The organism is Streptomyces sp. NPDC036764 (assembly GCF_055609385.1).
The window spans coordinates 145,757-170,182 of sequence record NZ_JBVJPT010000015.1 but is presented as its reverse complement, the minus strand read 5'-3'; the positions used below and the strand labels follow the sequence as shown (position 1 = coordinate 170,182).

Below are 24,426 nucleotides of genomic sequence, written 5' to 3'. Positions count from 1 at the left end.
AACAGGAGTCGCTGGGTGACGAGCACGGACGTTTCCAAGGATGCAGAGGACTCGGGACCCAGCGGCTACGCGGCGGCCCGGCTGCGTCTCCTCACCGAGGGGGCGCGGTCCGGGCCGCCGCGCCGTGCCGCCCTAGCGGAACTGACCGACGAGTGGCTGACCGGGCTGTTCGCCGCCGGTGCCGAGGGACTGCGCGGAGTTTCCCTGGTCGCCGTCGGCGGGTACGGCCGCGGCGAGCTGTCCCCGCGCAGCGACCTGGATCTGCTCCTGCTGCACGACGGCGGCGACAGCAAGGCGGTGGCCGCGCTGGCCGACCGCATCTGGTACCCCGTCTGGGACCTCGGCCTCGCCCTCGACCACTCCGTGCGCACGCCGGCCGAGGCCCGCAAGACCGCCGGCGAGGACCTCAAGGTCCAGCTCGGCCTGCTGGACGCCCGGCACATCGCGGGTGACCTGGGCCTCACGGCCGCACTGCGCACGTCCGTCCTCGCCGACTGGCGCAACCAGGCACCCAAGCGGCTGCCCGAACTCCAGGAGCTGTCCGCCGAACGCGCCGAGCGCCAGGGCGAGTTGCAGTACCTCCTGGAACCCGACCTGAAGGAGGCGCGCGGCGGTCTGCGGGACGCCACCATCCTGCGCGCCGTCGCCGCGTCCTGGCTGGCCGACGCCCCGCGCGAGGGCCTCGACGACGCCCGGCGCCGGCTCCTCGACGTACGTGACGCCCTGCACCTGACCACCGGGCGGGCTACCGACCGGCTCTCGCTCCAGGAGCAGGACCAGGTCGCCGCCGAGCTCGGCCTGCTCGACGCGGACACGCTGCTGCGGCAGGTGTACGAAGGGGCACGGGTGATCTCGTATGCCAGTGACGTCACGTGGCGTGAAGTAGGGCGCGTGCTGAGGGCGCGCGCCGTACGGCCGCGTCTGCGCGCCATGCTGGGCGGTGGGAAGCCCACCGCCGAGCGCTCCCCGCTCGCCGAGGGCGTGGTGGAGCAGGAGGGCGAGGTGGTGCTCGCCCGTGCCGCACGCCCCGAGCGTGACCCCGTGCTCCCCTTGCGGGCCGCGGCCGCTGCCGCTCAGGCCGGACTCCCGCTCTCCCTGCACGCCGTACGGCGCATGGCGGCGAACGTGCGCCCGCTGCCCACGCCCTGGCCCGCCGAGGCGCGCGAGCAGCTCGTGACCCTGCTGGGCTCGGGGCGGCCGACGGTCGAGGTGTGGGAGGCGCTGGAGGCCGAGGGGCTCATCACGCACTTCCTGCCCGACTGGGAGCGGGTGCGCTGCCGTCCGCAGCGCAACGCCGTGCACATCTGGACCGTCGACCGTCATCTCATCGAGACGGCCGTGCGTGCCTCCGAGTTCACCCGCCGCGTCCACCGCCCCGACCTCCTGCTGGTCGCCGCGCTGCTGCACGACATCGGCAAGGGCTGGCCCGGCGACCACTCGGTGGCCGGCGAGATCATCGTCAAGGACGTGGCCGCGCGCATCGGCTTCGACCGAGACGACGTGGCCGTACTCTCCACTCTCGTTCTCCATCACCTGCTGCTCGTCGACACGGCCACCCGGCGCGACCTGGAGGACCCGGTCACCGTGCGCTCGGTCGCCGAGGCCGTCGGCTCGCAGGGCACCCTGGAGCTGCTGCACGCCCTGACCGAGGCGGACGCGCTGGCCACCGGTCCGGCGGCGTGGTCGTCCTGGCGCGGGTCCCTCGTCGCCGACCTGGTCAAACGGGTCGGCGCGGTCCTCGCAGGGGACGACCCGGACGAGCCCGAGTCCGCCGCGCCCACCGCCGAACAGGAACGGCTCGCCATCGAGGCGATCGCCACCGGCAGCCCCGTGCTGTCGCTCCGCGCCCAGACCGAGCCGCCGACCGAGGAGCAACCGTCCGGCGACCCGGAGCCGCTCGGTGTGGAACTCCTCATCGCCGTCCCCGACCAGCCGGGCGTGCTGCCCGCGGTGGCCGGCATCCTCGCGATGCACCGCCTGACCGTCCGCACGGCGGAACTGCGTGCGCTGGACCTGCCGACCGGCGTCGAGGGCGCCGTCCTGCTGCTGAACTGGCGGGTCGCCGCCGAGTACGGCTCACTGCCGCAGGCGGCCCGGCTGCGCGCCGACCTCGTACGGGCCCTGGACGGCTCCCTGGACATCGCCGGCCGCCTCGCCGAGCGGGACGCGGCCTATCCGCGCCGCCGGGGCGTGGTGGCACCGCCGGCGAGAGTGACGGTGCATCCGGCCGCCTCCCGGCTGGCCACGGTCATCGAGGTGCGCGCCCAGGACGCGCCGGGGCTGCTGTTCCGGATCGGCCGGGCGCTGGAGGACGCGAGCGTGCGGGTGCGCAGTGCGCATGTCAGCACACTGGGCGCCAACGCCGTCGACGCGTTCTATGTCACAGGGCCCGAGGGCGCCCCGCTGCCCGGTGATGAGGCGGCGGCCGTGGCCCGCAAGCTGGAAGAGACATTGCGGGGCTGACCCGGGGATCCCGGCAACCTGTGCCGCCGGGATACCCTGGAGGGCGATTGCCAGCCGCCACCGACCCCGAGGACCGCGAGCGCCGTGTTCGATACTCTTTCCGATCGCCTCTCAGCGACTTTCAAGAACCTGCGCGGCAAGGGACGGCTCTCCGAGGCGGACATCGACGCCACAGCGCGCGAGATCCGCATCGCCCTCCTCGAAGCGGACGTGGCACTGCCCGTCGTCCGCACGTTCATCAAGAACGTCAAGGAGCGCGCCCTCGGCGTAGAGGTCTCCAAGGCGCTGAATCCGGCCCAGCAGGTCCTGAAGATCGTCAACGACGAGCTCGTGACGATCCTCGGTGGCGAGACCCGCCGCCTGCGCTTCGCCAAGCAGCCGCCGACCGTGATCATGCTGGCCGGTCTCCAGGGTGCCGGTAAGACCACCCTCGCGGGCAAGCTCGGCCGCTGGCTGAAGGAGCAGGGCCACTCGCCGCTGCTGGTCGCCGCCGACCTCCAGCGCCCGAACGCCGTGAACCAGCTCAGCGTCGTCGCCGAGCGCGCCGGCGTCGCGGTCTACGCGCCCGAGCCGGGCAACGGCGTCGGTGACCCGGTCAAGGTCGCCAAGGACTCCATCGAGCACGCGAAGTCCAAGGTCCACGACATCGTGATCGTGGACACCGCCGGCCGCCTGGGCATCGACCAGGAGATGATGCAGCAGGCCGCGGACATCCGTGACGCGGTCTCGCCGGACGAGATCCTCTTCGTCGTCGACGCGATGATCGGTCAGGACGCGGTCAACACCGCCGAGGCCTTCCGTGACGGCGTCGGCTTCGACGGCGTGGTGCTCTCCAAGCTCGACGGTGACGCCCGCGGTGGTGCGGCTCTGTCGATCCGCCAGATCACCGGCAAGCCGATCATGTTCGCGTCGAACGGCGAGAAGCTCGACGAGTTCGACGCCTTCCACCCGGACCGGATGGCCTCCCGCATCCTCGACATGGGTGACCTGCTCACCCTGATCGAGCAGGCGGAGAAGACCTTCGACCAGGCCGAAGCCCAGAAGATGGCCGAGAAGCTGGCCTCCAAGAAGGGCCAGGACTTCACCCTCGACGACTTCCTGGCCCAGATGGAGCAGGTCAGGAAGATGGGCTCCATCTCCAAGCTGCTCGGCATGCTCCCGGGCATGGGCCAGATCAAGGACCAGATCAACAACCTGGACGAGCGGGACGTCGACCGCACGGCCGCGATCATCAAGTCGATGACCCCGGGCGAGCGCCAGGAGCCGACGATCATCAACGGCTCCCGCCGAGCCCGTATCGCCAAGGGTTCCGGCGTCGAGGTCAGCGCGGTCAAGAACCTGGTCGAGCGGTTCTTCGAGGCCCGCAAGATGATGTCCCGCATGGCCCAGGGCGGCGGCATGCCCGGGATGCCGGGGGTGCCGGGCATGGGTGGCGGTCCCGGCCGTACGAAGAAGCAGCCGAAGAAGGCCAAGGGCAAGCAGCGCTCCGGCAACCCGATGAAGCGCAAGCAGCAGGAGCAGGAGGAGGCCGCCCGCCGCGCCGCCGCCGCTCAGGCCGGAGGCGCCCTCGGGCTGCCGGGTCAGCAGGCCGCGCAGGACTTCGAGCTGCCGGACGAGTTCAAGAAGTTCATGGGCTGAGCCCTTCCCGTACGTCTCAGAGGGCGCCCCTCGCCAAGAGGGGCGCCCTCTGCGCGTGCCGTGGCGCGCTGTCTGCCGTAACGTCCAGATATGAGCAATGCCGCGCCGCCACGCAAGGCCCCTGACCAGCCGTGGCGCACGGAGGGCACTCCCGACGAGCCGCCCCGGAAGCCCGGTGGCCGGCGCGCACGCGGCCGCTGGTGGGGTCTCCTGGTCACCGCGGTGGTCGTGTTCCTCCTGGCCTACATCGGACTGACGTACCTCGACGAGGGCGACGAGCCGACCATCTCCTACACGGAGTTCAGCCGGCAGGTCGACGACGGCAACGTCTCCAAGATCTACTCCAAGGGCGACGCCATCCAGGGCGAGCTGAAGAGCGCCAGGGACGACCCCGAGGGCGACGGCAAGTACACCAAGTTCAAGACACAGCGCCCTGCCTTCGCCGACGACGACCTCTGGCAGGAGCTGAGCAGAAGCGACGTCACGGTGACCGCGCAGCCGGTCGTGAAGCAGCGCGGTCTGCTGGTCAACCTGCTGATCTCGCTGGCGCCCCTCGTGATCATCGTCGCGTTGTGGCTCTTCATCGCCCGGCGGTTCGCCGGGGGCCGCGGCGGCGCGGGCGGCATGTTCGGGCGCAAGCCGCCGCCCAAACCGGTCGAGCTGCTGCCGGGCAAGCACCGCACGACGTTCGCCGACGTGGCCGGCATCGACGAGGTCAAGGGCGAGCTGGACGACGTCGTCGACTTCCTGGAGCACCCCGACGCCTATCGCAGGATGGGCGCGAAGATGCCCCGCGGCGTGCTGCTCGCGGGCTCGCCGGGCACCGGCAAGACCCTGCTGGCGCGGGCGGTGGCCGGCGAGGCGGGCGTGCCGTTCTTCTCCGCCTCCGCGTCCGAGTTCATCGAGATGATCGTCGGGGTCGGCGCCTCGCGCGTCCGCGAGCTGTTCGCCGAGGCCCGCAAGGTGGCGCCGTCGATCATCTTCATCGACGAGATCGACACCATCGGACGGGTGCGCAGCGGCGGCGCCTCGGTGAGCGGGCACGACGAGCGCGAGCAGACGCTGAACCAGATCCTCACCGAGATGGACGGCTTCTCCGGCTCGGAGGGCGTGATCGTCATCGCCGCGACGAACCGCGCCGACATCCTGGACCCGGCACTCACCCGGCCCGGCCGCTTCGACCGGGTCGTCAACGTCTCCCCGCCGGACCGCCGCGGCCGCGAGGCGATCCTGGCGATCCACACCCGCGACATCCCGCTCGCCGAGGACGTGGACCTTGTCCAGCTCGCCCGCAAGACCCCGGGCATGACAGGGGCGGATCTGGCCAACCTCGCCAACGAGGGCGCCCTGCTCGCGGTCAAGCGGGGCCAGGAACAGGTCACCGCCGCGGACCTCTCCGAGGCCCTGGAGAAGGTGCAGCTCGGCGCCGAACGCACCCTCGTGATGCCCGAGGAGGACCGCCGCCGCACCGCGTTCCACGAGAGCGGGCACGCCCTGCTCGGCATGCTCCAGCCGGGCGCCGACCCGGTCCGCAAGATCACCATCGTGCCGCGCGGCCGGGCGCTCGGCGTGACGATGTCGACCCCCGAGGTGGAGCGGTACGCGCACTCGGAGGAGTATCTGCGCGGCCGGATCATCGGCGCCCTGGGCGGCATGGCGGCCGAGGACGTGGTCTACGGCGTCGTCACCACCGGTGCGGAGAACGACCTCGAACAGGTCACCAACATCGCGCGCGGGATGGTGGCCCGCTGGGGCATGAGCGAACGTGTCGGCCGGCTGTCCGCCCTGCCGAGCGACGCCCAGCAGGCGTACGGGCTCTCCGCCGCGCCGCGGACGCTCGACGTCATCGACGCCGAGATGCGCCGGATCGTCGACGACTGCTACGAGGAGGCCTGCCGCAAACTCCGCGACCACCACGCGCAGTTGACGGCGCTCGCGGAGGCGCTGCTGGAGCACGAGACGCTGGAGGAGGCGGACGCGTACCGGATCGCCGGGATCACCCGGCTGTCGAAGGAGGGGACCTCCTAGGCGACGCGAGGACTCAGGGCACGCGCGCGATCAGATACCGGAACACGTTCGGCATCCACACCGTGCCGTCCTTCCGCTGGTACGGATGCAGCGCCTCCGCCAACTCCTTGTCGACCTGGACCTGGTCGGTCGCACGGATCGCCGCGTCGAACAACCCCGTCGACAGCAGCCCTCGTACGGCACTGTCGACGTCCGCGTACCCGAAGGGGCAGGCGACCCGCCCCGAACCGTCGGGCCGCAGGCCCGCGCGCTGGGCGACCTCCTCCAGGTCGTCGCGCCGGGCCGGGCGCCAACTCCCCGTGCTGCGCAGGGGATCGGCCAGCTTCGTGGCGACCCGCAGCACCGACGACGTGGCGCAGCGCTCCGGCGGACCCCAGCCGGCCAGCACCACCGGTGACCCTCGCCCGGCGAGCGGGATGACGGCCGCGAGCGCCTCACCGAGGCCCTCCGAGTCACCCGCGAGGCACCCGATCGGCTCGAATGCGGTCACCAGGGTGTACGCGGGCGTCTCGGCGCCCGCCGCGTCCCGGGGCGAGCCGTCGACGAGCCGGACGTCGCCACGCGCACGCGTGTCCCACGCCTCGGGCAGCAGCCGCCGCCGGGCGAGCGTCAGTCGTTCGGGGGAGTCGGACTCGACACCGGTGACGGCCGCGCCTCTGGACGCCGCCATCAACAGGGCGAGCCCGCTGCCGCAGCCGAGGCCCAGCAGCCGGGTCCTCGGGCCCACTTCCACTCGCTCGTAGACGGCCTCGTAGAGCGGAACCAGCATCCGCTCCTGGATCTCGGACCAGTCACGCGCGCGTGCACACAGGTCCACACGGAGTGTCGCGCCCGCGTGGGGTAGGTGCTGCCGCACGAGCGTAGGTGTCATGTAAAGCGCCCCATTCCGCCGAGAGTTGTCACTGTGCCCGATGTCGTAGCGCCCTGTGACGATGCGCTCACGCTCCCCCGTATGCCAGGAAACTCCGAGCCATGCGTCGCGTCCAGGGGTCTCGGGGCCCTGCTTGCGGGTTCCGGGCGTCCGTGGCCGAAATTCACATTCCGGCAACATGGGCCCGTACCATCTGGCCATGGCAAAGGCACCCGTTCTTACGCCACGGGCACATGACTTCCCGCGCTGGTACCAGGACCTGATCGGCAAGGCCGAGCTGGCCGACAACGGCCCGGTGCGCGGCACGATGGTGATCCGGCCGTACGGGTACGGGCTGTGGGAGCGGATGCAGGCCGAGATGGACGCCCGCATCAAACGGGCCGGTGCCTCCAACGTCTACTTCCCGCTGTTCATCCCGCAGTCGTATCTGACGCGCGAGGCCGAGCACGTCGAGGGCTTCGCTCCCGAGCTGGCCGTCGTCACGCACGGCGGCGGCAAGGAGCTGGAGGAGCCCGTCGTCGTGCGGCCCACCTCCGAGACGATCATCAACGACTACTTCGCCAAGTGGGTGCAGAGCTACCGCGACCTGCCGCTGCTGATCAACCAGTGGGCGAACGTGGTGCGTTGGGAGATGCGCCCGCGCGTGTTCCTGCGGACGACGGAGTTCCTCTGGCAGGAGGGCCACACCGCGCACGCCACCTACGAGGACGCCCGGGACTACGCCGCGTACATCCACCGGGAGGTGTACGCCGACTTCATGGTCGATGTCCTGGGCATCGACGTGGTGCTCGGCCGCAAGACCGCGAGCGAGCGCTTCGCCGGAGCGGTCAACACCCTCACGCTCGAAGCGATGATGGGCGACGGCAAGGCCCTCCAGATGGGCACCAGCCACGAGCTCGGCCAGAACTTCGCCAAGGCCTTCCACACCCGCTACCTGTCGAAGGAGGGCCGCGAGGAGTACGTCTGGCAGACCTCCTGGGGCTCCTCCACCCGTATGGTCGGCGGCCTGATCATGGCCCACGGCGACGACGACGGACTGCGGGTGCCGCCGCGGCTCGCGCCCGTCCAGGCGGTCGTTCTGGCGATCAAGGGGGACGAGCCGGTTCTGGCCAAGGTCCGCGAGATCGGCGACCGGCTGCGCGCGGCGGGCGTCCGCGTCCACGTCGACGACCGCACGGACACGCCGTTCGGGCGCCGCGCGGTCGACTGGGAACTCAAGGGCGTGCCGGTACGGATCGAGATCGGGCCCCGTGACCTGGAGGGCGGCACGGCGATGCTCGCGCGGCGCATCCCGGGAGGCAAGGAGCCGGTCGCGCTCGACGCCCTGGCCGGGCTGCTCCCCGCGATCCTCGAGGAGGACCAGGCGCTGCTGCTGCGCCAGTCCCGCGAGCGACGCGAATCCCGTACGTCGGACGTGTCGACGATCGAGGAAGCCGTCGAGGCGGCCACCGCCGGCGGCTGGGCGCGGCTGCCGTGGGCCACGCTCGGTGAAGAAGGCGAGGTCAGGCTGGCCGAGCACGCCGTGACCGTACGGTGTCTGGTCGCCGAGGACGGGTCGGTGCCTCAGGCCGACGACGCACCGGGTAACGTCGCGGTCGTCGCGCGCGCTTACTGAGATGACGCCCGTGTGGAACGAGAGCGGCCGAAACGCCTCTTGCGCATCCGCGGACCACAGCCGCATCGGCGCGTGGACGGGGCGTACGCGCCGGGGCGTACGTCAGGCTACGCACCAGCTTGTTATGAGCTGTGAGGCTTCTCCGCAGATCGACGCACCCGCCCTCGTCGTGGCGCATCATTCGCAACTGACGGGTACGTGCAAATTATTTGGGATGCCCCGGAATCGGAACACAGCGGCACTCCGGCTCGTTGTCATTACGTGAGCACGACACAGACACCACCTGTTCTCGCCGCAGAGCTGGCACAGGCGTGGGCCGACATTCAGCGGTACCACCCCGAGCTGCCAGATCTCGCCGCGCCAGAGTCCCTGATCGGGGAGTCGTCGTCCGCGTGCGGTCACGAGCTCTCCTTCGAGCGACTGCTTCACGAGGCAGTCCATGGCATCGCCGCCTCGCGCGGCATCCGCGACACCTCCCGGGCCGGCCGGTACCACAACCGCAGATTCCTCGCGATCGCCGAGGAGATGGGCCTGGACCACCCCGAGGAGCCGCACCCGAGCAGCGGCTTCTCCCTGGTCACCCTCAACCCCGAGGCCAAGCGGCGCTACCGCCCGACCATCGAACGCCTCCAGCGCGCCCTGAAGGCCCACACCGCGGCGACCTCCGCCGACACGAGCCGCACCTTCCGGGGCCCGGCCGCCCGCCACGGCTCGTCCGGTGGCGGCGTCCGCGTCAAGGCGGTCTGCGACTGCGGCCGCAACGTCCGCGTCGTCCCCTCGGTCCTGGCCCAGGCCCCGATCGTGTGCGGCGGCTGCGGGAAGCCGTTCCGGATCCCGGAGGTCATGGGAGCGGCGTAACGACGCCCGTCGGACACCGGCATCTCGTGGCTGCCGGTTCGGCACGTGGCGTCGTCGGCGAGGGGTGCCGTTGCGCACTCGTATGCGGCACCCCTAGCGCTGCGTCGCGCAACCGCCCCGAGGGCACCCGTAGCGCCGGGTGCCCCTCAGTCATGCCCAGAAGCTCCCGGCCGTACCCCGCGGCCAAGAGTGACCCGCGGGGTGTGGCACAATGGCTAGCTGTACTCGACAGCCGCACAGGACCCCTCTCTCCTCCGGCTGACGCGTCCATCGGGCACTCGGGTACCGCAACCCCACGCGGCCATCTCGCCGTGCCCAACCACGTCAAAACCAGGAGAACCCACTCCCGTGGCAGTCAAGATCAAGCTGAAGCGTCTGGGCAAGATCCGTTCGCCTCACTACCGCATCGTCGTCGCCGACTCCCGCACCCGCCGTGACGGCCGTGCGATCGAGGAGATCGGCAAGTACCACCCGACCTACAACCCGTCGGTCATCGAGGTGGACGCCGACCGTGTGGCGTACTGGCTGGGTGTCGGCGCGCAGCCGACCGAGCCCGTCCTCGCCATTCTGAAGAAGACCGGCGACTGGCAGAAGTTCAAGGGCGAGCCCGCCCCGGCTCCGCTGCTCGTCGCCGAGCCGAAGAAGGCGCGCCCGTCGTTCGAGGCCCTCGGTGGCGACGACGAGGGCAAGGGTGAGGCGATCACCCAGAAGAAGAAGGCGGAGAAGAAGGACGAGGCCGCGGCTGAGTCCGAGTCGGCCGAGGCCTGAGCATGCTCGAGGAGGCTCTCGAGCACCTCGTGAAGGGCATCGTCGACAACCCTGACGATGTGCAGGTCGCATCCCGCAACCTGCGCCGCGGGCGCGTGCTGGAGGTCCGGGTCCACCCCGACGACCTCGGCAAGGTGATCGGCCGTAACGGCCGCACCGCGCGTGCTCTGCGCACCGTCGTGGGCGCCATCGGCGGCCGCGGTGTCCGCGTCGACCTCGTCGACGTGGACCACGTCCGCTGACGCCGAACGCAGCACCGGCTCGGGCCGGGGAGGGCCACTGGGCCGTCCCCGGCCCGTAGTCGTACGACAGGAGATTTGGACTCGTGCAGCTCGTAGTCGCACGGATCGGCCGTGCCCATGGCATCAAGGGCGAGGTCACCGTCGAGGTCCGCACCGACGAGCCGGAGCGCAGGCTCGGGCCCGGCGCCGTACTCGCCACCGATCCCGCCACCGCGGGACCGCTCACCATCGCGACGGGGCGCGTCCACAGCGGCCGTCTCCTTCTGCGCTTCGAGGGCGTCGCCGACCGCAACGCCGCAGAGGCGCTGCGCAACATCCTGCTGATCGCCGAGATCGATCCGGATGAGCTGCCCGAGGAAGAGGACGAGTACTACGACCACCAGCTCATGGATCTCGACGTGGTCACCAAGGACGGTGTCGAGATCGGCCGGATCACTGAGATCTCGCACCTGCCCTCGCAGGACCTGTTCATCGTGGAGCGCCCCGACGGCAGCGAGGTCCTGATCCCGTTCGTCGAGGAAATCGTCGCGGAGATCGACCTGGAGGAACAGCGAGCGGTGATCACGCCCCCGCCCGGCCTCATCGACGACCGCGCGGAGATCGCTTCCAGCAGGGACGAGTCGTAATGCGGCTCGACGTCGTCACGATCTTCCCCGAGTACCTGGAGCCGCTGAACGTCTCCCTGGTCGGCAAGGCACGCGCGCGTGGGCAGCTCAACGTCCAGGTGCACGACCTGCGCGGCTGGACGTACGACCGCCACAACACGGTCGACGACACGCCCTACGGCGGTGGCCCCGGCATGGTCATGAAGACCGACCCCTGGGGCGACGCGCTGGACTCCGTCCTGGCCGACGGCTACGAGAGCGGCTCTCGCGGACCCTGCCTGATCGTCCCCACGCCCAGCGGCCGTCCCTTCACCCAGGAACTCGCCGTCGAACTCTCCGAGCGGCCCTGGCTGATCTTCACGCCGGCCCGCTACGAGGGCATCGACCGACGTGTCATCGACGAGTACGCCACCCGGATGCCCGTCCACGAGGTGTCCATCGGCGACTACGTCCTCGCCGGCGGCGAGGCGGCCGTACTGGTCATCACGGAGGCCGTGGCCCGCCTGCTGCCCGGCGTGCTGGGCAACGCCGAGTCCCACCGGGACGACTCCTTCGCGCCCGGCGCTATGGCGAGCCTCCTGGAGGGCCCCGTCTACACCAAGCCCCCCGAGTGGCGCGGCCGGGACATCCCGGAGGTGCTGCTCAGCGGCCACCACGGCAGGATCGCACGCTGGCGGCGGGACGAGGCCCTGCGGCGTACGACGGCCAACCGGCCCGACCTCATCGAGCGCTGCGACCCCAAGGCCTTCGACAAGAAGGACCGCGAGATGCTCTCCATCCTGGGCTGGATGCCCGACCCGGAAGGGGAGCGGTTCGGCCGATTTTGGCGCAGGACCGAGGGCGTGGAAGAATAGGCCGCTGTTGTGCGCCGTCCGGCGTGCGCCCCTGCCGCAGGGGGACACGACGCCCGCCCCGACGCGCGCGCCACTCTCACCGAACATCTAGTTCCCGTTGATGACCTGTGGCATCAGCGAAGAAAGCAGACGAAATGTCTCACCTGCTCGACACCGTCGACGCCGCGTCGCTGCGCAGCGACGTCCCGGCCTTCCGCCCCGGCGACACCGTCAACGTCCACGTCCGCGTCATCGAGGGCAACCGCTCCCGTGTGCAGCAGTTCAAGGGCGTTGTGATCCGTCGCCAGGGTGCCGGCGTGCGCGAGACCTTCACGGTCCGCAAGGTCTCCTTCTCCGTCGGCGTCGAGCGCACCTTCCCGGTGCACACTCCGATCGTCGAGAAGATCGAGCTCGTCACCAAGGGTGACGTCCGCCGCGCCAAGCTGTACTACCTGCGCGAGCTGCGCGGCAAGGCGGCGAAGATCAAGGAGAAGCGCGAGAACTGAGCGCTTCAGGGGGCTCGCCCCCGCGGGGTCCACAACGGGGCCGGATAACATCTGGCCCCGATGGACACCGAAGCACAGCCGACGGAGCGCGACCGCTCCTCCCGCCCTTCCGACACCGGGGATGCCCCGGACCCGGAGGGTCAGGAGGGACGGTCGCGCTTCGCGTTGGTGGCGCGGCTCACCGAGTGGCTGCCGGGCGGGCGGATCAGCCTGACCCTGCTGGTCCTGTTGGTGTTCCTGCTGCTGCTCAACACGTTCGTGGCACGGCCGTTCGAGATTCCCAGCGGATCCATGGAGTCCGGATTGAGGATCGGGGACCGCGTTCTCGTAAATAAGTTGGCGTACCGTTTCGGTGCCGATCCGCGGCGCGGGGATGTTGTGGTGTTCGACGGAAACGGGTATTTCGGGGACGCCGACTACATCAAACGCGTTGTGGGTGTGGGGGGAGACCACGTGGTCTGCTGTGACAAGGAGGGGAGGATCCAGGTGAACGGCCGGTCGGTCGACGAGTCGACGTTCCTGTACGCAGGCGACAGCCCGTCCACGGTGCGCTTCGACGTCGTCGTGCCCGACGGCCGCCTGTTCGTCCTCGGCGACCACCGCAGCGAGTCCAGCGACTCCCGCGACCATCTGGGCTCGCCCGGCGGCGGCATGATCCCGGCCGCCAACGTCATCGGCCGCGCCGACTGGATCGTCTGGCCGGCCGCGCACTGGACCCGTCTGCACCGTCCCGACGCCTACGCGCGCGTGCCTGCTGCGGAGGGCGCGCATGGGTAACCGTGGCAAGCCCCGCGGCGTGCCCAGCAGCCCCGCCGAGAACCTCCTGCCCACCGGCTCCCGGCGAGCCTCCAGCCCGGCCGGCGGTCGCTCGCGCGCGGAGCGGCGCAAGCTCCAGCGCAAGGTCAAACGACGCCGCAGGCGCTCAGCGATCAAGGAGATACCCCTCCTTGTCGGCGTCGCGGTCCTCATAGCGCTGGTTCTGAAGACCTTCCTCGTCCAGGCCTTCGTGATCCCCTCCGGCTCCATGGAGGCGACGATCCAGATCGGCGACCGTGTCCTCGTCGACAAGCTCACCCCCTGGTTCGGCTCCAAGCCGCAGCGCGGTGACGTCGTCGTCTTCAAGGACCCCGGCGGCTGGCTCCAGGACGAGCAGACGACGGTGAAGAAGGAGGACCCCGTCGTCGTCAAGCAGGTCAAGGAGGCGCTCACCTTCATCGGCCTGCTGCCGTCGGACGACGAGAAGGATCTGATCAAGCGCGTCGTCGGCGTCGGCGGCGACCGGGTCAAGTGCTGTGACACGCAAGGACGGGTCACCGTCAACGGGGTTCCCCTGAACGAGGACTACCTCTATCCCGGCAACTCCCCCTCCGAGGCGAAGTTCGACGTCACCGTTCCGCAAGGACGCCTGTGGGTGATGGGCGACCACCGGGCCAACTCCGCGGACTCCCGCGCGCACCAGGACCAGGGCTACGGCGGCACGGTCTCCGAGGACGAGGTCGTCGGACGGGCGATGTGGATCGCCTGGCCGCTCGGTCACTGGACCACCTTGGAGGAGCCGAATACCTACGCCTCGGTCTCCGACTCGGCGACGGGGTCGACCGCGTCTCCCTCGCTGTCGCATAGGGTTGCTTCCGACGATTCGAACGGAACGATCCAGCTCCCGACCCCTGCGGAACTCCCGCTCGTTATGGGAGTGGTGGGCCTGCGTCGTCTCTGGGGCAGGCAGCGGCACAGAGTAAGGAGTTGGCGTGGGGGATGTGGCGGTTGGCGCACGGTCCGGGCACGACGGCGAGGAGCACCGCGGACACCCCGTGGAAGCAGCCGACCCGGCCGCGGACGGCGCCGTGACCTCCGGGAATGAGCCCGGATCGGACAGTGACGGCGGACGGTCGGGCGGACAGCCCCCGACCGACGGCCAGGGGTCGGGCGGGGCCGCCCCCGCGAAGAAGCAGCGCTCCTTCTGGAAGGAGCTGCCGATCCTGATCGGCATCGCGCTCGTCCTCGCGCTGCTGATCAAGACGTTCCTGGTGCAGGCGTTCTCGATCCCCTCCGACTCGATGCAGAACACCCTCCAGCAGGGTGACCGCGTCCTGGTCGACAAGCTCACCCCCTGGTTCGGCTCCGAGCCCGAGCGCGGCGAGGTCGTCGTCTTCCACGACCCCGACAACTGGCTGGCGGGCGAGCCGACTCCGGATCCCAACGCCCTTCAGACCTTCCTGAGCTGGATCGGCCTGATGCCGTCCGCCGAGGAGAAGGACCTCATCAAGCGCGTGGTCGGCGTCGGCGGCGACACGATCGAGTGCAAGGGCACCGGCCCGCTCACGGTCAACGGCAAGGCGCTGAACGAGCCGTACGTCTACCCCGGCAACACGCCCTGCAGCCAGGACGACCAGGGCGGCCAGTTCAAGGTGAAGGTCCCCGAGGGCTTCATCTGGGTCATGGGCGACCACCGGCAGAACTCCCGGGACTCGCGCTACAACCAGTCCGACGTGAACCACGGCATGGTCCCCGTCGACAAGGTCGTCGGCCGCGCCATCGTGATCGCCTGGCCGATCAACCGCTGGGACACCCTGCCGGTTCCGGACACCTTCGAGCAGAACCTGAACGCCGGCTCCGCCGCCCTGACGGTGGCGCCGCAGGGCGTTGCCCTGGTGGGTGCGGTGCCGTTCGTGCTGTGGCGCAGGCGTCGGGCCGCGGCGGCGGAGACGCGCTGACTGCTGCTTGCCTGCTGCGGGCCCTTCAGGGCTCGCTGTCGTGGGCGGCGCCTTTGCGGCCCTGGGAGCGTCTGATGGCGCTTTCCAGGGCCGTCCTGCATGAGGCGGTGGGGCGGGCTCACGGCCATCCCGCCCGGGACCGGGCTGGGCGGCTTACGGCAGTCCCGCCAGGGGCCGGGCTCCGGCCGGTGCCCAGCGCTGGCGAAAGCTTTGCCGAGCCGGTGGTCCCGGGTGCTCGGCGGGGGCTGCCCCCTGTCGGTACCGCCGGGTAGGGTGCGGATCCATGGGTGGCGAGAGCACGACACGTACGGCGCCGCGTGACGGTGGCGCGAGCAGGGGCCCGGTGGGCAGCCGGACCGGACAGCGGTTGTCCGGGCTGGCCGTGGCGCTGGGCCTGGTGCTGTTCCTGGGCGGGTTCGCCTGGGGAGCGGTGGTCTACCGGCCGTACACCGTGCCCACGAGTTCGATGGCGCCCACGATCGGCGCCGGTGCGCGGGTCCTGGCCGAGCGCATCGACGGCGAGCAGATTCGCCGTGGTGACGTCGTCGTCTTCACCGACAAGACCTGGGTCACCAACGCTCCCGTCGTCAAGCGCGTGGTCGCGGTCGGCGGCGACACGGTGGCCAGCACGGGCGGCAAGCTGACCGTCAACGGCAAGCAGATCGACGAGCCCTATCTGGCCGACGACGGCCTGGCCGAGCTTCAGAACTTCCCGACCGTGACCGTGCCGGAGGGCAGGCTCTTCCTCCTCGGTGACGAGCGCAGCGGTTCCCTGGACTCCACGGCCCACCTCACGGACGCCGCCAGCGGCACGGTGGCGCGCAGCGCCGTCTCGGCCCGGGTGGACGCCGTCGTATGGCCCATGAGCGGCATGCTGGAGCGCCCCACGGGCTTCGAGCAGCTCGGCGCGCTGTCGGCTCAGGGGCCCCTGCGCACGGTCCTCGCGCTGATCGTCGTGGGCGGTGTGCTGGTCCTGGCCGGTGGGGCCTACGGCCCCATCGAGAAGCGCCTCGCGGGCCGTTCCCGCGCGCGGACGGAGCCCGCGGGTGCCCGCTGAGGCGGTGCAGGGGCACGACGACGGGCTGCGCAAGGTCGCCCGGGTCGTGCTGCTCGACCCCGACGACCGGATTCTGCTCCTGTACGGCCATGAGCCGGAGGATCCGGCCGACGACTGGTGGTTCACGCCCGGCGGGGGACTGGAGGGCGACGAGACGCGAGAAGAAGCCGCAATGCGGGAACTCGCGGAAGAGACGGGCATCACGGAGGTCGTGCTCGGTCCCGTACTGTGGCGGCGGAGGTGTTCGTTCCCGTTCGCGGGACGCCGCTGGGACCAGGACGAGTGGTACTACCTGGCACGTACGACACAGACGGCGACCCGGGCCGCGGGCCTCACCGAGCTGGAGCGGCGCAGCGTCGCCGGTGCGCGCTGGTGGACGTGTCAGGAACTTGCCCGAGCGCATGAGACGGTGTATCCGACCAGACTCGCCGAGCTGCTGCGCACACTGCTCGACGAAGGTCCCCCCGCCGGGCCCGTGACCCTTGACCCTGAAATCGTCTAGGTGCTGACGGGACTGGCGCACAATGGTGGGATCGCACGGCTGAAGGGGAACATGCCATGAGCGCCGAGGACCTCGAGAAGTACGAGACCGAGATGGAGCTCAAGCTCTATCGGGAGTACCGCGATGTCGTCGGTCTGTTCAAGTATGTGATCGAGACCGAGCGGCGCTTCTACCTGACCAACGACTACGAGATGCAGGTGCATTCGGTCCAGGGTGAGGTGTTCTTCGAGGTGTCCATGGCGGACGCCTGGGTGTGGGACATGTACCGGCCGGCGCGCTTCGTGAAGCAGGTTCGGGTGCTCACGTTCAAGGACGTGAACATCGAGGAGCTCAACAAGAGCGATCTGGAGCTTCCCGGCGGGTGACGTTCACTCGCGGGGGTGAGACGGATATCCACAGTCACGGACTTGTCCACCAAGATCCAATAGCTCGCTGAGCTGCTCGCATTGTTGGCGCCGGAGGTGGTGCCGACATGAACGCACGCAGTGCACTCGGCAGGTACGGCGAGGAACTGGCCGCGAGGCGGCTGGTCGAGTCCGGGATGACGGTTCTGGAGCGCAACTGGCGCTGCGGCAGGGCCGGGGAGATCGACATCGTTGCCAGGGACGGTGACGTGTTGGTCGTGTGTGAGGTCAAGACGCGCAGGAAGGGTGCCTTCGAGCATCCGATGGCTGCGGTGACCCCGGAGAAGGCGCAGCGCCTGCGTGGCCTCGCGGAGAGCTGGGTCCACACCCACGGAGGCGCACCACCGGGAGGCGTCCGCATCGACCTGGTCGGTGTCCTCCTGCCGGAGCGGGGCGCCCCTGTCGTGGAGCACGCGCGGGGGGTGGCCTGAATGGGGTTCGCTCGTACGTGCTCGGTGGCACTGGTCGGCGTCGAGGGCGTCGTGGTCGAGGTCCAGGCGGATCTGGAGCCAGGGATCGCCGCGTTCGCGCTGGTGGGCCTGCCGGACAAGAGCCTGACGGAGAGCAAGGACCGAGTGCGCGCGGCGGTCGTGAACTCGGGTGTCGCGTGGCCGCAGAAAAAGCTGACCGTGGGCCTGAGCCCGGCGTCCGTACCGAAGAGCGGCAGCGGCTTCGACCTCGCCGTCGCCGCGGCCGTCCTCGGGGCGGCCGAGCGGATCGACCCCCGGGTGCTCGCCGACATCGTGATGATCGGGGAACTGGGCCTCGACGGACGCGTCCGGCCGGTGCGGGGCGTCCTGCCGGCGGTGCTCGCGGCGGCAGATGCGGGATACGAGCAGGTGGTCGTACCCGAGTCCGCGGTGCCGGAGGCATCACTCGTGCCGGGTGTCTCTGTGCTGGGCGTGCGGAGTCTGCGCCAGCTCATCGCTGTCCTCACCGATGAGCCCGTTCCGGACGAGGAACCCGTCTCTGGCGAGATCCGCCCGGACCCGTTCCTGGCGGGTCTGGCGCTCCCGGGTACCGGGCTCGGCTCGGTCAAGGGCGGTCACACACAGGATCTGGCGGACGTGGCCGGCCAGCACGTGGCCCGAGCGGCCCTGGAAGTGGCTGCGGCGGGACGGCATCACGTCTTCTTCAAAGGCCCGCCCGGAGCCGGCAAGACCATGCTGGCCGAGCGGCTTCCGGGTCTCCTGCCGGAGCTGAGCCGGCAGGAGTCGCTTGAGGTGACAGCGGTCCATTCGGTGGCGGGGATCCTTCCGCCCGGCCACCCGCTGGTCGACATGCCTCCGTACTGCGCCCCGCACCACTCGGCGACCATGGCCTCGCTCGTCGGCGGAGGCAATGGCCTTCCCCGGCCGGGCGCGGTATCCCTGTCACACAACGGGGTCTTGTTCCTCGACGAGGCGGCTGAGTTCCACAGCAGCGTCCTGGACGCGTTGCGTCAGCCGTTGGAATCCGGCCATGTCGTGATCGCCCGTGCGGCCGGGATACTGCGGATGCCCGCAAGGTTCCTCATGGTCCTGGCGGCCAATCCATGCCCCTGCGGTCGGCATGGACGGGGTGAGGACATCTGCGAGTGCAGGCCCTCCTCGATCAAGCGATATCGGGCCCGACTGTCCGGCCCGCTGATGGATCGAGTGGACCTCCGGGTCACAGTAGAACCGGTCGCACGCGCCGAACTGCTCCAGCTCCACACGGGTGCGGAGACGACGGCGACGGTGGCCGAACGGGTCAAAGCCGCTCGGGAACGGGCGGCCACGCGCTACGAGGGAACGCCCTGGCGCACCAACAGCGAAGTGCCCGGACATGAGCTGCGCACTCGCTGGCACGTTCAGCCGGGAGCGCTGCGAAAAGCCGAGGAAGACCTCGATCGAGGCCTCCTCTCGGCGCGCGGCCTGGACCGGGTTCTGCGCGTGGCCTGGACCCTGGCCGACCTGGCAGGTCGCGGCCGGCCCTCGGCGAACGACGTGAACTGGGCCCTCGAACTGCGCACGGGTGTCCGCCGCGGGGCGGTACTCGAAGGGATCGGAACATGACCGGCCCTGGGGAGCATCGCGGTGACGGCGGCGGAGCGGCGGCGACGCATGTTTCGGGAAGGGAGGGCGATCGCGCTGCCTCGGCCAGTGACGGAGCCGCGGAGGTCGGCGGGACGGGCGATGGCGAACTGCTCGATCGGGTCTTCCTCAGCCGTGTCGTCGAACCCGGGGACGAGGTCGTCGGGCGGTGGCTGCGGGAGTTCGGGGTGGGGGAAGTGGCGCGGAAGCTGCGGGCGGGGGTGGAGCCCTTGCCCGGGGTGAGTTTCAAGCGGTGGGAGGGGTTACGGGCCCGGGGGGCGCGGGCCGAGCCCGGCGTGGATCTTGCCGTTGCCCGGGAGGCCGGCGTGCGGTTCGTGTGCCCGGGGGACGTGGAGTGGCCCGGGCAGCTCGACGACCTGGGGGACGCCCGGCCCGTCGGGTTGTGGGTGCGGGGGCGGGCCAGTCTGCGGATGTGGGCCCTGAGGTCCGTGGCAGTGGTCGGAGCGCGCGCCTGCACCGAATACGGCGCCCACATGGCGGCCACGCTCGCCGGCGGGCTCGCGGAGCGCGGGTGGGTGGTCGTGTCCGGGGGCGCCTACGGAGTCGACGGGGCAGCCCATCGGGGTTGCCTCGGCGCCGGCGGTGCCACCGTCGCGGTGCTCGCCTGCGGCGTCGACCGGCCCTATCCGCGCGGGCACACCGAGCTGATCAACAGGATCGCGGAACAGGGACTGGTGATCGGGGAGCTGCCGCCGGGGGATCATCCGACGCCCAGCAGATTCATCGTGCGGAACAGGGTGATCGCGGCGTTGACCCGGGGCACGGTCGTCGTGGAGGCCGCCCATCGCAGTGGCTCACTGGCCACCGCCCGGGCGGCACAGCGGCTGGGCCGTCACACGATGGGAGTGCCCGGGCCGGCCACCAGCGGCCTGTCCGCGGGCATCCACGAGCTCCTGCGCGGCGACGCCGTCCTGGTCACCGACGCCGCAGAGGTCATCGAGCTGGTCGGCGACATGGGAGAGCTGGCCCCGGAGCGGCGTGGGCCCGTCCTGCCGCGCGATCTGCTCGAGCCGGCGGCCCGCCGAGTCCTCGCCGCGCTGCCCGGCCGTCGTACGGCGAGAGCGGACGAGGTCGCGCGCGGTGCGCAGACCGCCGTGGACGACGCGATCGCCCGACTGTACGAACTCCGCGCACTTGGCTACGTCGAACGACACGGCGACGGCTGGAAGTTGACACGCCAGGCGATGATCTCCGTTCGAGCCGGTCGAAGCCGATGCTGACCGAGCGTGTTCGGCCGTACGGGGGAACACGGATGTCCTTGTGAATTCCCCCAGTTGGGGTGTTCGTGTGATCACGTAGAGCGACCGGCATGACCCGGCGGGGCGTCGGGCGGAACGTATCTGCGTACGGCTTGCGCTCCGTCCTTCGCGCACCGCGACACTTCAGTCACGCTACGCTCACGAGGATTCCGGCGCAGACCGGCACCTCGACACCGGAAGGTCCCCAGAACGGCACCACAGCGACATCAGACCGACAGCTCCCCCAAAGCACCCCCCACTTCACGGCAGAACGGCACAAGGCAACGAATGCCCCAGCACACCTCCGGGTCCGACCGGGCGGCGGTCCCCCCAGCCGCCCGCGACGGTGGCAGCGTGCGACCGCCCGCTCCCTCGACACTCGACGAGCTGTGGCGGTCGTACAAGGCGACGGGGGACGAGCGGTTGCGCGAGCAGTTGATCCTGCACTACTCGCCGCTCGTCAAGTACGTGGCGGGCCGGGTGAGTGTCGGTCTGCCGCCCAATGTGGAGCAGGCGGACTTCGTGTCGTCGGGGGTGTTCGGGCTCATCGACGCGATCGAGAAGTTCGACATCGACCGGGAGATCAAGTTCGAGACGTACGCGATCACGCGGATCCGGGGCGCGATGATCGACGAACTGAGGGCGCTGGACTGGATCCCGCGGTCGGTGCGACAGAAGGCACGCAACGTCGAGCGGGCGTACACCACCCTGGAGGCGCGGCTGCGGCGGACGCCGACGGAGGCCGAGGTGGCCGTCGAGATGGGGATCGCGGTGGACGAACTCCACTCGGTCTTCAGCCAGTTGTCGTTGGCGAACGTGGTGGCGCTGGAGGAGTTGCTGCACGGCGGGGGCGAGGGCGGCGACGGGCTGAGCGTCATGGACACGCTGGAGGACACCGCCGCCGACAACCCGGTGGAGGTGGCCGAGGACCGGGAGCTGCGGCGCTTTCTGGCACGGGCGATCAACACGTTGCCCGAGCGTGAGAAGACCGTGGTGACGCTGTACTACTACGAGGGACTCACCCTCGCCGAGATCGGGAACGTGCTCGGCGTGACCGAGAGCCGGGTGAGCCAGATCCACACCAAGTCCGTGCTCCAGTTGCGGGCGAAACTGGCCGGCTTCGGTCGTTGACCTGGCCGGACGCGTGCGGGGTTCGCGGAGAGACTCCCGTCCGCGAGGGCACGTCCGTAAAGTGGTTGACGTGCCAAGGATTCGAGCGGCCTCCGTGGCCGAGCACCGGTCGATGCAGCGAGCCGCCCTGCTGGACGCGGCGCGGTCCCTGTTGTCCGAGGGAGGGACGGAGGCGCTGACCTTCCCGGCTCTCGCCGAGCGGACGGGGCTCGCGCGGTCGTCCGTGTACGAGTACTTCCGGTCTCGGGCCGCCGTGGTCGAGGAGCTGTGCGAGGTCGACTTCCCGCTGTGGGCCGCGGAGGTCTCGGCGGCGATGGAGCGTGCGGCCACTGCCGAGGACAAGGTCGAGGCGTATGTGCGCAAGCAGCTCGAGCTGGTGGGGGACCGGCGGCACCGGGCCGTGGTCGCGATCTCCGCGAGTGAACTGGACGCCGGGGCTCGGGAGAAGATCCGGGCGGCGCACGGCGGGCTCGTCGCGATGATCGTCGAGGCACTGGGGGAGATGGGGCACGGGGAGCCGCGGTTGGCGGCGATGCTGTTGCAGGGCGTCGTGGACGCGGCCGTGCGCAGGATCGAGCTGGGCGCGGCGGAGGAGCCGGCCTCGATCACGGAGGCTGCGGTGGCCATGGCGTTGCGGGGCGTTCGGGGCTGACGCCGAAGGAGGCGGCACGGGTGGGCGTGGATTGCGTCGACCGGCGTTGACCGGTGCCTGGCGCCGGGTACCTGGCACCGGGCACCGGACCTCATGGCTGAGGGCGAGGCGTCGCGCAGTCCAACGCCGGTGAGGTGCCCCACCCGCCCACCGCCGGTGAGGTGCCCCCGCCCACCGCCAGCGAAGTGCCCCCCGCCCCCACCAATGGCTGAAACGGCTCGGCAGCTCGGCGACTACGACGGCAGCGGGACCCCCAGGACCGGCAGCAGCCTCGATGGCCCGGTGCGCAGCAGCCACGGCGGGAGGAGCGAGAGCGGGTCCAGGTAGGTCTCGGCTCTCCGTAGGCCCCAGTGCACGCACGTCTCAGTGCAGTGCGACCCGGTTGCCTCCACCGTCCCCACGACCTCGCCCGCCTCCACCTCGTCGCCCTTCTCCACCACGGCCCGCACCGGCTCGTACGTCGTCCGCAACGGTGGATCCCCCGTCCCCGGCAGCTCCACCGACACGACCCCCTTCCCGGCCACCCGTCCCGCGAAGGAGACCCGTCCCGCCGCAGCCGCTCGGACGGGCGTACCGGTCGCGGCCGCCAGGTCGACGCCGCGGTGGCCTCGGCCGTACGTGGTCGCCGGGGGCTCCCAACCGCGAAGGATCGGGGGACGTACACCCACGGGCCAGGCACGGCCGACCGCCGGCACCGTCGGGGCCGGGTCCGGCGCGGAGGGCACGCTCGTCGTGGTCGTCGTGGTCGTCGTGGTCGTCGTGGTCGTCGTGGTCGTCGTGGTCGTCGTGGTCGTCGTGGTCGTCGTGGTCGTGGCGGTCAGGGTCAGTCGCGGGGCCGGTGCCAGCAGGACGGTCGTCGTCAGGAGCAGCAGCAACACCAGCCGCCCCACCGACCGTCCGCATGCCCTTGCCGCCCCCGCCGTTCTCGCACATCGCTTCGCTCGCATGCGAGGACCGTCCCTTACCTCCGTCGATCATGGCCGGTATCTGTGGATAACTCCTGGGTTGTGGACAGCGGGGTCACCCGGTACCCCTCGGGTCCCGTACACTTCTTCTGGCGATCCGGGTCACCGGGTCGACTTCGCACGCCCCGACACGGCCACCGGAAACGGTCCGTGTCAGCGCCCCTCGGTCCCTAGTGGCACGGCGCATGTGGGCGTCAGGCGCGGGAGCCGTCCGGCTCTCGCGGCACAACCGAGAAATTCAAGGAGAACGGCCATGGCCGTCGTCACGATGCGGGAGCTGCTGGAGAGCGGCGTCCACTTCGGTCACCAGACCCGTCGTTGGAACCCGAAGATGAAGCGCTTCATCTTCACGGAGCGCAACGGCATCTACATCATCGACCTGCTCCAGTCGCTGTCGTACATCGACCGCGCCTACGAGTTCGTCAAGGAGACCGTCGCCCACGGCGGCACGGTCATGTTCGTCGGCACGAAGAAGCAGGCGCAGGAGGCCATCGCCGAGCAGGCCACCCGCGTCGGCATGCCCTTCGTCAACCAGCGCTGGCTGGGCGGCATGCTCACCAACTTCTCGACCGTCTACAAGCGTCTGCAGCGCCTCAAGGAGCTCGAGCAGATCGACTTCGAGGACGTCGCCGCTTCCGGTCTGACCAAGAAGGAGCTTCTCGTGCTCTCGCGCGAGAAGGCCAAGCTGGAGAAGACCCTCGGTGGTATCCGCGAGATGCAGAAGGTGCCCAGCGCCGTCTGGATCGTGGACACCAAGAAGGAGCACATCGCGGTCGGTGAGGCCCGGAAGCTCAACATCCCGGTCGTCGCCATCCTCGACACCAACTGCGACCCCGACGAGGTCGACTACAAGATCCCGGGCAACGACGACGCGATCCGCTCCGTCACCCTGCTCACCCGTGTGATCGCCGACGCCGTCGCCGAGGGCCTCATCGCCCGTTCCGGCGTCGCCACCGGTGACAAGGGCGAGAAGGCCGCGGGCGAGCCGCTCGCCGAGTGGGAGCGCGACCTGCTCGAGGGCGAGAAGAAGGCGGACGAGGCTCCGGCCGCTGCCGAGGCCCCGGCTGCCGAGGCGCCCGCCGCTGAGGCTCCGGCCGCTGAGGCCCCCGCTGCCGAGGCTCCGGCCGCTGAGGCCCCCGCTGCCGAGGCTCCGGCCGCCGAGGGCGAGCAGGCCTGACACCGTCGGTGTTGACGGCGGGAGCAGTGACATGAGGTCCGCTCCCGCCGTTCACCCGTAGGTCGACGGAAGGTCAGCGGCCCC

The 24,426-nt window shown here is 70.5% G+C and carries 24 protein-coding genes; 22 read left to right on the top strand and 2 right to left on the bottom strand.

Annotated elements, in window-relative coordinates; translation table 11 throughout:
* Window positions 1–15 precede the first annotated feature (15 nt).
* The 3 genes from ACZ69Q_RS37790 (at window position 16) to ftsH (ending at window position 6,129) form a co-directional block, all read left to right on the top strand.
* Window positions 16–2,463 carry a [protein-PII] uridylyltransferase gene (locus ACZ69Q_RS37790; protein ID WP_471051264.1) on the top strand — a complete coding sequence of 816 codons (2,448 nt, stop codon included), beginning with the start codon at window positions 16–18 and terminating at the stop codon, window positions 2,461–2,463.
* Window positions 2,464–2,547: 84 nt separating this feature from the next.
* Window positions 2,548–4,101, top strand: coding sequence for a signal recognition particle protein (gene ffh, locus ACZ69Q_RS37785; protein WP_471051262.1), 1,554 nt, complete (start codon window positions 2,548–2,550; stop codon window positions 4,099–4,101).
* Between the two features lie 90 nt (window positions 4,102–4,191).
* Window positions 4,192–6,129, top strand: a complete 1,938-nt coding sequence (ftsH, locus tag ACZ69Q_RS37780; protein ID WP_471051259.1) for an ATP-dependent zinc metalloprotease FtsH — start codon at window positions 4,192–4,194, stop codon at window positions 6,127–6,129.
* A gap of 13 nt (window positions 6,130–6,142) precedes the next feature.
* On the opposite strand, the gene ACZ69Q_RS37775 is transcribed toward ftsH, so the two are convergent.
* Complete coding sequence (locus ACZ69Q_RS37775; protein WP_471051257.1) at window positions 6,143–7,000, bottom strand: SAM-dependent methyltransferase; 858 nt, start codon at window positions 6,998–7,000, stop codon at window positions 6,143–6,145.
* Between the two features lie 199 nt (window positions 7,001–7,199).
* Here ACZ69Q_RS37775 and proS point away from each other — a divergent pair, with 199 nt between their 5' ends.
* The 18 genes from proS to ACZ69Q_RS37685 all read left to right on the top strand — a co-directional run bounded on the left by proS (window position 7,200) and on the right by ACZ69Q_RS37685 (window position 22,200).
* Window positions 7,200–8,615, top strand: a complete 1,416-nt coding sequence (gene proS / locus ACZ69Q_RS37770) for a proline--tRNA ligase (RefSeq protein WP_471051254.1) — start codon at window positions 7,200–7,202, stop codon at window positions 8,613–8,615.
* A 261-nt stretch (window positions 8,616–8,876) separates the two neighbouring features.
* Window positions 8,877–9,473, top strand: a complete 597-nt coding sequence (locus ACZ69Q_RS37765; protein WP_471051251.1) for a hypothetical protein — start codon at window positions 8,877–8,879, stop codon at window positions 9,471–9,473.
* Between the two features lie 348 nt (window positions 9,474–9,821).
* Window positions 9,822–10,241: a 30S ribosomal protein S16 gene (gene rpsP, locus ACZ69Q_RS37760; RefSeq protein ID WP_030048919.1), complete on the top strand. Its 420-nt coding sequence runs from the start codon at window positions 9,822–9,824 to the stop codon at window positions 10,239–10,241.
* Between the two features lie 2 nt (window positions 10,242–10,243).
* Window positions 10,244–10,483, top strand: coding sequence for an RNA-binding protein (locus ACZ69Q_RS37755; RefSeq protein WP_003973401.1), 240 nt, complete (start codon window positions 10,244–10,246; stop codon window positions 10,481–10,483).
* A gap of 83 nt (window positions 10,484–10,566) precedes the next feature.
* The gene (gene rimM, locus ACZ69Q_RS37750) at window positions 10,567–11,109 is read left to right on the top strand and encodes a ribosome maturation factor RimM (protein ID WP_471051248.1); all 543 of its coding nucleotides are present in this window, start codon (window positions 10,567–10,569) and stop codon (window positions 11,107–11,109) included.
* Window positions 11,109–11,942: a tRNA (guanosine(37)-N1)-methyltransferase TrmD gene (gene trmD / locus ACZ69Q_RS37745; RefSeq protein WP_471051246.1), complete on the top strand. Its 834-nt coding sequence runs from the start codon at window positions 11,109–11,111 to the stop codon at window positions 11,940–11,942. Before rimM ends, trmD begins: the two co-directional genes overlap by 1 nt.
* A 134-nt stretch (window positions 11,943–12,076) precedes the next feature.
* Window positions 12,077–12,427: a 50S ribosomal protein L19 gene (gene rplS / locus ACZ69Q_RS37740; RefSeq protein ID WP_093910095.1), complete on the top strand. Its 351-nt coding sequence runs from the start codon at window positions 12,077–12,079 to the stop codon at window positions 12,425–12,427.
* 60 nt (window positions 12,428–12,487) lie between these two features.
* Window positions 12,488–13,204, top strand: a complete 717-nt coding sequence (lepB, locus tag ACZ69Q_RS37735; RefSeq protein WP_471051242.1) for a signal peptidase I — start codon at window positions 12,488–12,490, stop codon at window positions 13,202–13,204.
* Complete coding sequence (gene lepB, locus ACZ69Q_RS37730; protein ID WP_471051239.1) at window positions 13,197–14,288, top strand: signal peptidase I; 1,092 nt, start codon at window positions 13,197–13,199, stop codon at window positions 14,286–14,288. Before lepB (ACZ69Q_RS37735) ends, lepB (ACZ69Q_RS37730) begins: the two co-directional genes overlap by 8 nt.
* On the top strand, window positions 14,176–15,141 hold the full coding sequence (lepB, locus tag ACZ69Q_RS37725; protein WP_471051236.1) for a signal peptidase I: 966 nt from the start codon (window positions 14,176–14,178) through the stop codon (window positions 15,139–15,141). The genes lepB (ACZ69Q_RS37730) and lepB (ACZ69Q_RS37725) overlap by 113 nt, the downstream gene beginning before the upstream one ends.
* Window positions 15,142–15,424: 283 nt before the next feature.
* Window positions 15,425–16,198, top strand: a complete 774-nt coding sequence (gene lepB, locus ACZ69Q_RS37720; protein WP_471051234.1) for a signal peptidase I — start codon at window positions 15,425–15,427, stop codon at window positions 16,196–16,198.
* The gene (locus tag ACZ69Q_RS37715) at window positions 16,188–16,700 is read left to right on the top strand and encodes an NUDIX hydrolase (protein WP_471051231.1); all 513 of its coding nucleotides are present in this window, start codon (window positions 16,188–16,190) and stop codon (window positions 16,698–16,700) included. Before lepB (ACZ69Q_RS37720) ends, ACZ69Q_RS37715 begins: the two co-directional genes overlap by 11 nt.
* Before the next feature lie 56 nt (window positions 16,701–16,756).
* A complete protein-coding gene (locus ACZ69Q_RS37710; RefSeq protein ID WP_003965949.1) occupies window positions 16,757–17,065 on the top strand; it encodes a DUF2469 domain-containing protein in 309 nt (102 codons plus the stop codon).
* 107 nt (window positions 17,066–17,172) lie between these two features.
* On the top strand, window positions 17,173–17,535 hold the full coding sequence (locus ACZ69Q_RS37705) for a YraN family protein (RefSeq protein WP_471051228.1): 363 nt from the start codon (window positions 17,173–17,175) through the stop codon (window positions 17,533–17,535).
* Window positions 17,536–19,140 (top strand): YifB family Mg chelatase-like AAA ATPase, encoded by a 1,605-nt coding sequence (locus ACZ69Q_RS37700; protein ID WP_471051225.1) that lies wholly within the window; start codon window positions 17,536–17,538, stop codon window positions 19,138–19,140. It abuts the gene before it with no gap.
* Entirely contained in the window at window positions 19,137–20,399 is a 1,263-nt protein-coding gene (gene dprA / locus ACZ69Q_RS37695) for a DNA-processing protein DprA (RefSeq protein WP_471051222.1), read from the top strand. The genes ACZ69Q_RS37700 and dprA overlap by 4 nt, the downstream gene beginning before the upstream one ends.
* A gap of 306 nt (window positions 20,400–20,705) precedes the next feature.
* Window positions 20,706–21,548 (top strand): RNA polymerase sigma factor WhiG, encoded by an 843-nt coding sequence (gene whiG, locus ACZ69Q_RS37690; RefSeq protein ID WP_471051220.1) that lies wholly within the window; start codon window positions 20,706–20,708, stop codon window positions 21,546–21,548.
* A 94-nt stretch (window positions 21,549–21,642) separates the two neighbouring features.
* Window positions 21,643–22,200 carry a TetR/AcrR family transcriptional regulator gene (locus ACZ69Q_RS37685; RefSeq protein WP_471051490.1) on the top strand — a complete coding sequence of 186 codons (558 nt, stop codon included), beginning with the start codon at window positions 21,643–21,645 and terminating at the stop codon, window positions 22,198–22,200.
* Between the two features lie 233 nt (window positions 22,201–22,433).
* Here the strand turns inward: ACZ69Q_RS37685 and ACZ69Q_RS37680 are convergent, their stop codons facing one another.
* A complete protein-coding gene (locus ACZ69Q_RS37680; protein WP_471051488.1) occupies window positions 22,434–22,925 on the bottom strand; it encodes a M23 family metallopeptidase in 492 nt (163 codons plus the stop codon).
* Window positions 22,926–23,418: 493 nt separating this feature from the next.
* Here ACZ69Q_RS37680 and rpsB point away from each other — a divergent pair, with 493 nt between their 5' ends.
* Window positions 23,419–24,342: a 30S ribosomal protein S2 gene (gene rpsB, locus ACZ69Q_RS37675; RefSeq protein ID WP_471051218.1), complete on the top strand. Its 924-nt coding sequence runs from the start codon at window positions 23,419–23,421 to the stop codon at window positions 24,340–24,342.
* Window positions 24,343–24,426: the final 84 nt, after the last annotated feature.

Coding starts and splice junctions, on each gene's coding strand:
- rplS (WP_093910095.1), top strand. CDS start 12,077: ATGTCTCACCTGCTCGACACCGTCGACGCCGCGTCGCTGCGCAGCGAC.
- lepB (WP_471051234.1), top strand. CDS start 15,425: ATGGGTGGCGAGAGCACGACACGTACGGCGCCGCGTGACGGTGGCGCG.
- dprA (WP_471051222.1), top strand. CDS start 19,137: ATGACCGGCCCTGGGGAGCATCGCGGTGACGGCGGCGGAGCGGCGGCG.
- ACZ69Q_RS37755 (WP_003973401.1), top strand. CDS start 10,244: ATGCTCGAGGAGGCTCTCGAGCACCTCGTGAAGGGCATCGTCGACAAC.
- proS (WP_471051254.1), top strand. CDS start 7,200: ATGGCAAAGGCACCCGTTCTTACGCCACGGGCACATGACTTCCCGCGC.
- lepB (WP_471051239.1), top strand. CDS start 13,197: ATGGGTAACCGTGGCAAGCCCCGCGGCGTGCCCAGCAGCCCCGCCGAG.
- whiG (WP_471051220.1), top strand. CDS start 20,706: ATGCCCCAGCACACCTCCGGGTCCGACCGGGCGGCGGTCCCCCCAGCC.
- trmD (WP_471051246.1), top strand. CDS start 11,109: ATGCGGCTCGACGTCGTCACGATCTTCCCCGAGTACCTGGAGCCGCTG.
- rpsB (WP_471051218.1), top strand. CDS start 23,419: ATGGCCGTCGTCACGATGCGGGAGCTGCTGGAGAGCGGCGTCCACTTC.
- ACZ69Q_RS37710 (WP_003965949.1), top strand. CDS start 16,757: ATGAGCGCCGAGGACCTCGAGAAGTACGAGACCGAGATGGAGCTCAAG.
- ftsH (WP_471051259.1), top strand. CDS start 4,192: ATGAGCAATGCCGCGCCGCCACGCAAGGCCCCTGACCAGCCGTGGCGC.
- ACZ69Q_RS37700 (WP_471051225.1), top strand. CDS start 17,536: ATGGGGTTCGCTCGTACGTGCTCGGTGGCACTGGTCGGCGTCGAGGGC.
- ACZ69Q_RS37705 (WP_471051228.1), top strand. CDS start 17,173: ATGAACGCACGCAGTGCACTCGGCAGGTACGGCGAGGAACTGGCCGCG.
- ACZ69Q_RS37775 (WP_471051257.1), bottom strand. CDS start 7,000: ATGACACCTACGCTCGTGCGGCAGCACCTACCCCACGCGGGCGCGACA.
- lepB (WP_471051242.1), top strand. CDS start 12,488: ATGGACACCGAAGCACAGCCGACGGAGCGCGACCGCTCCTCCCGCCCT.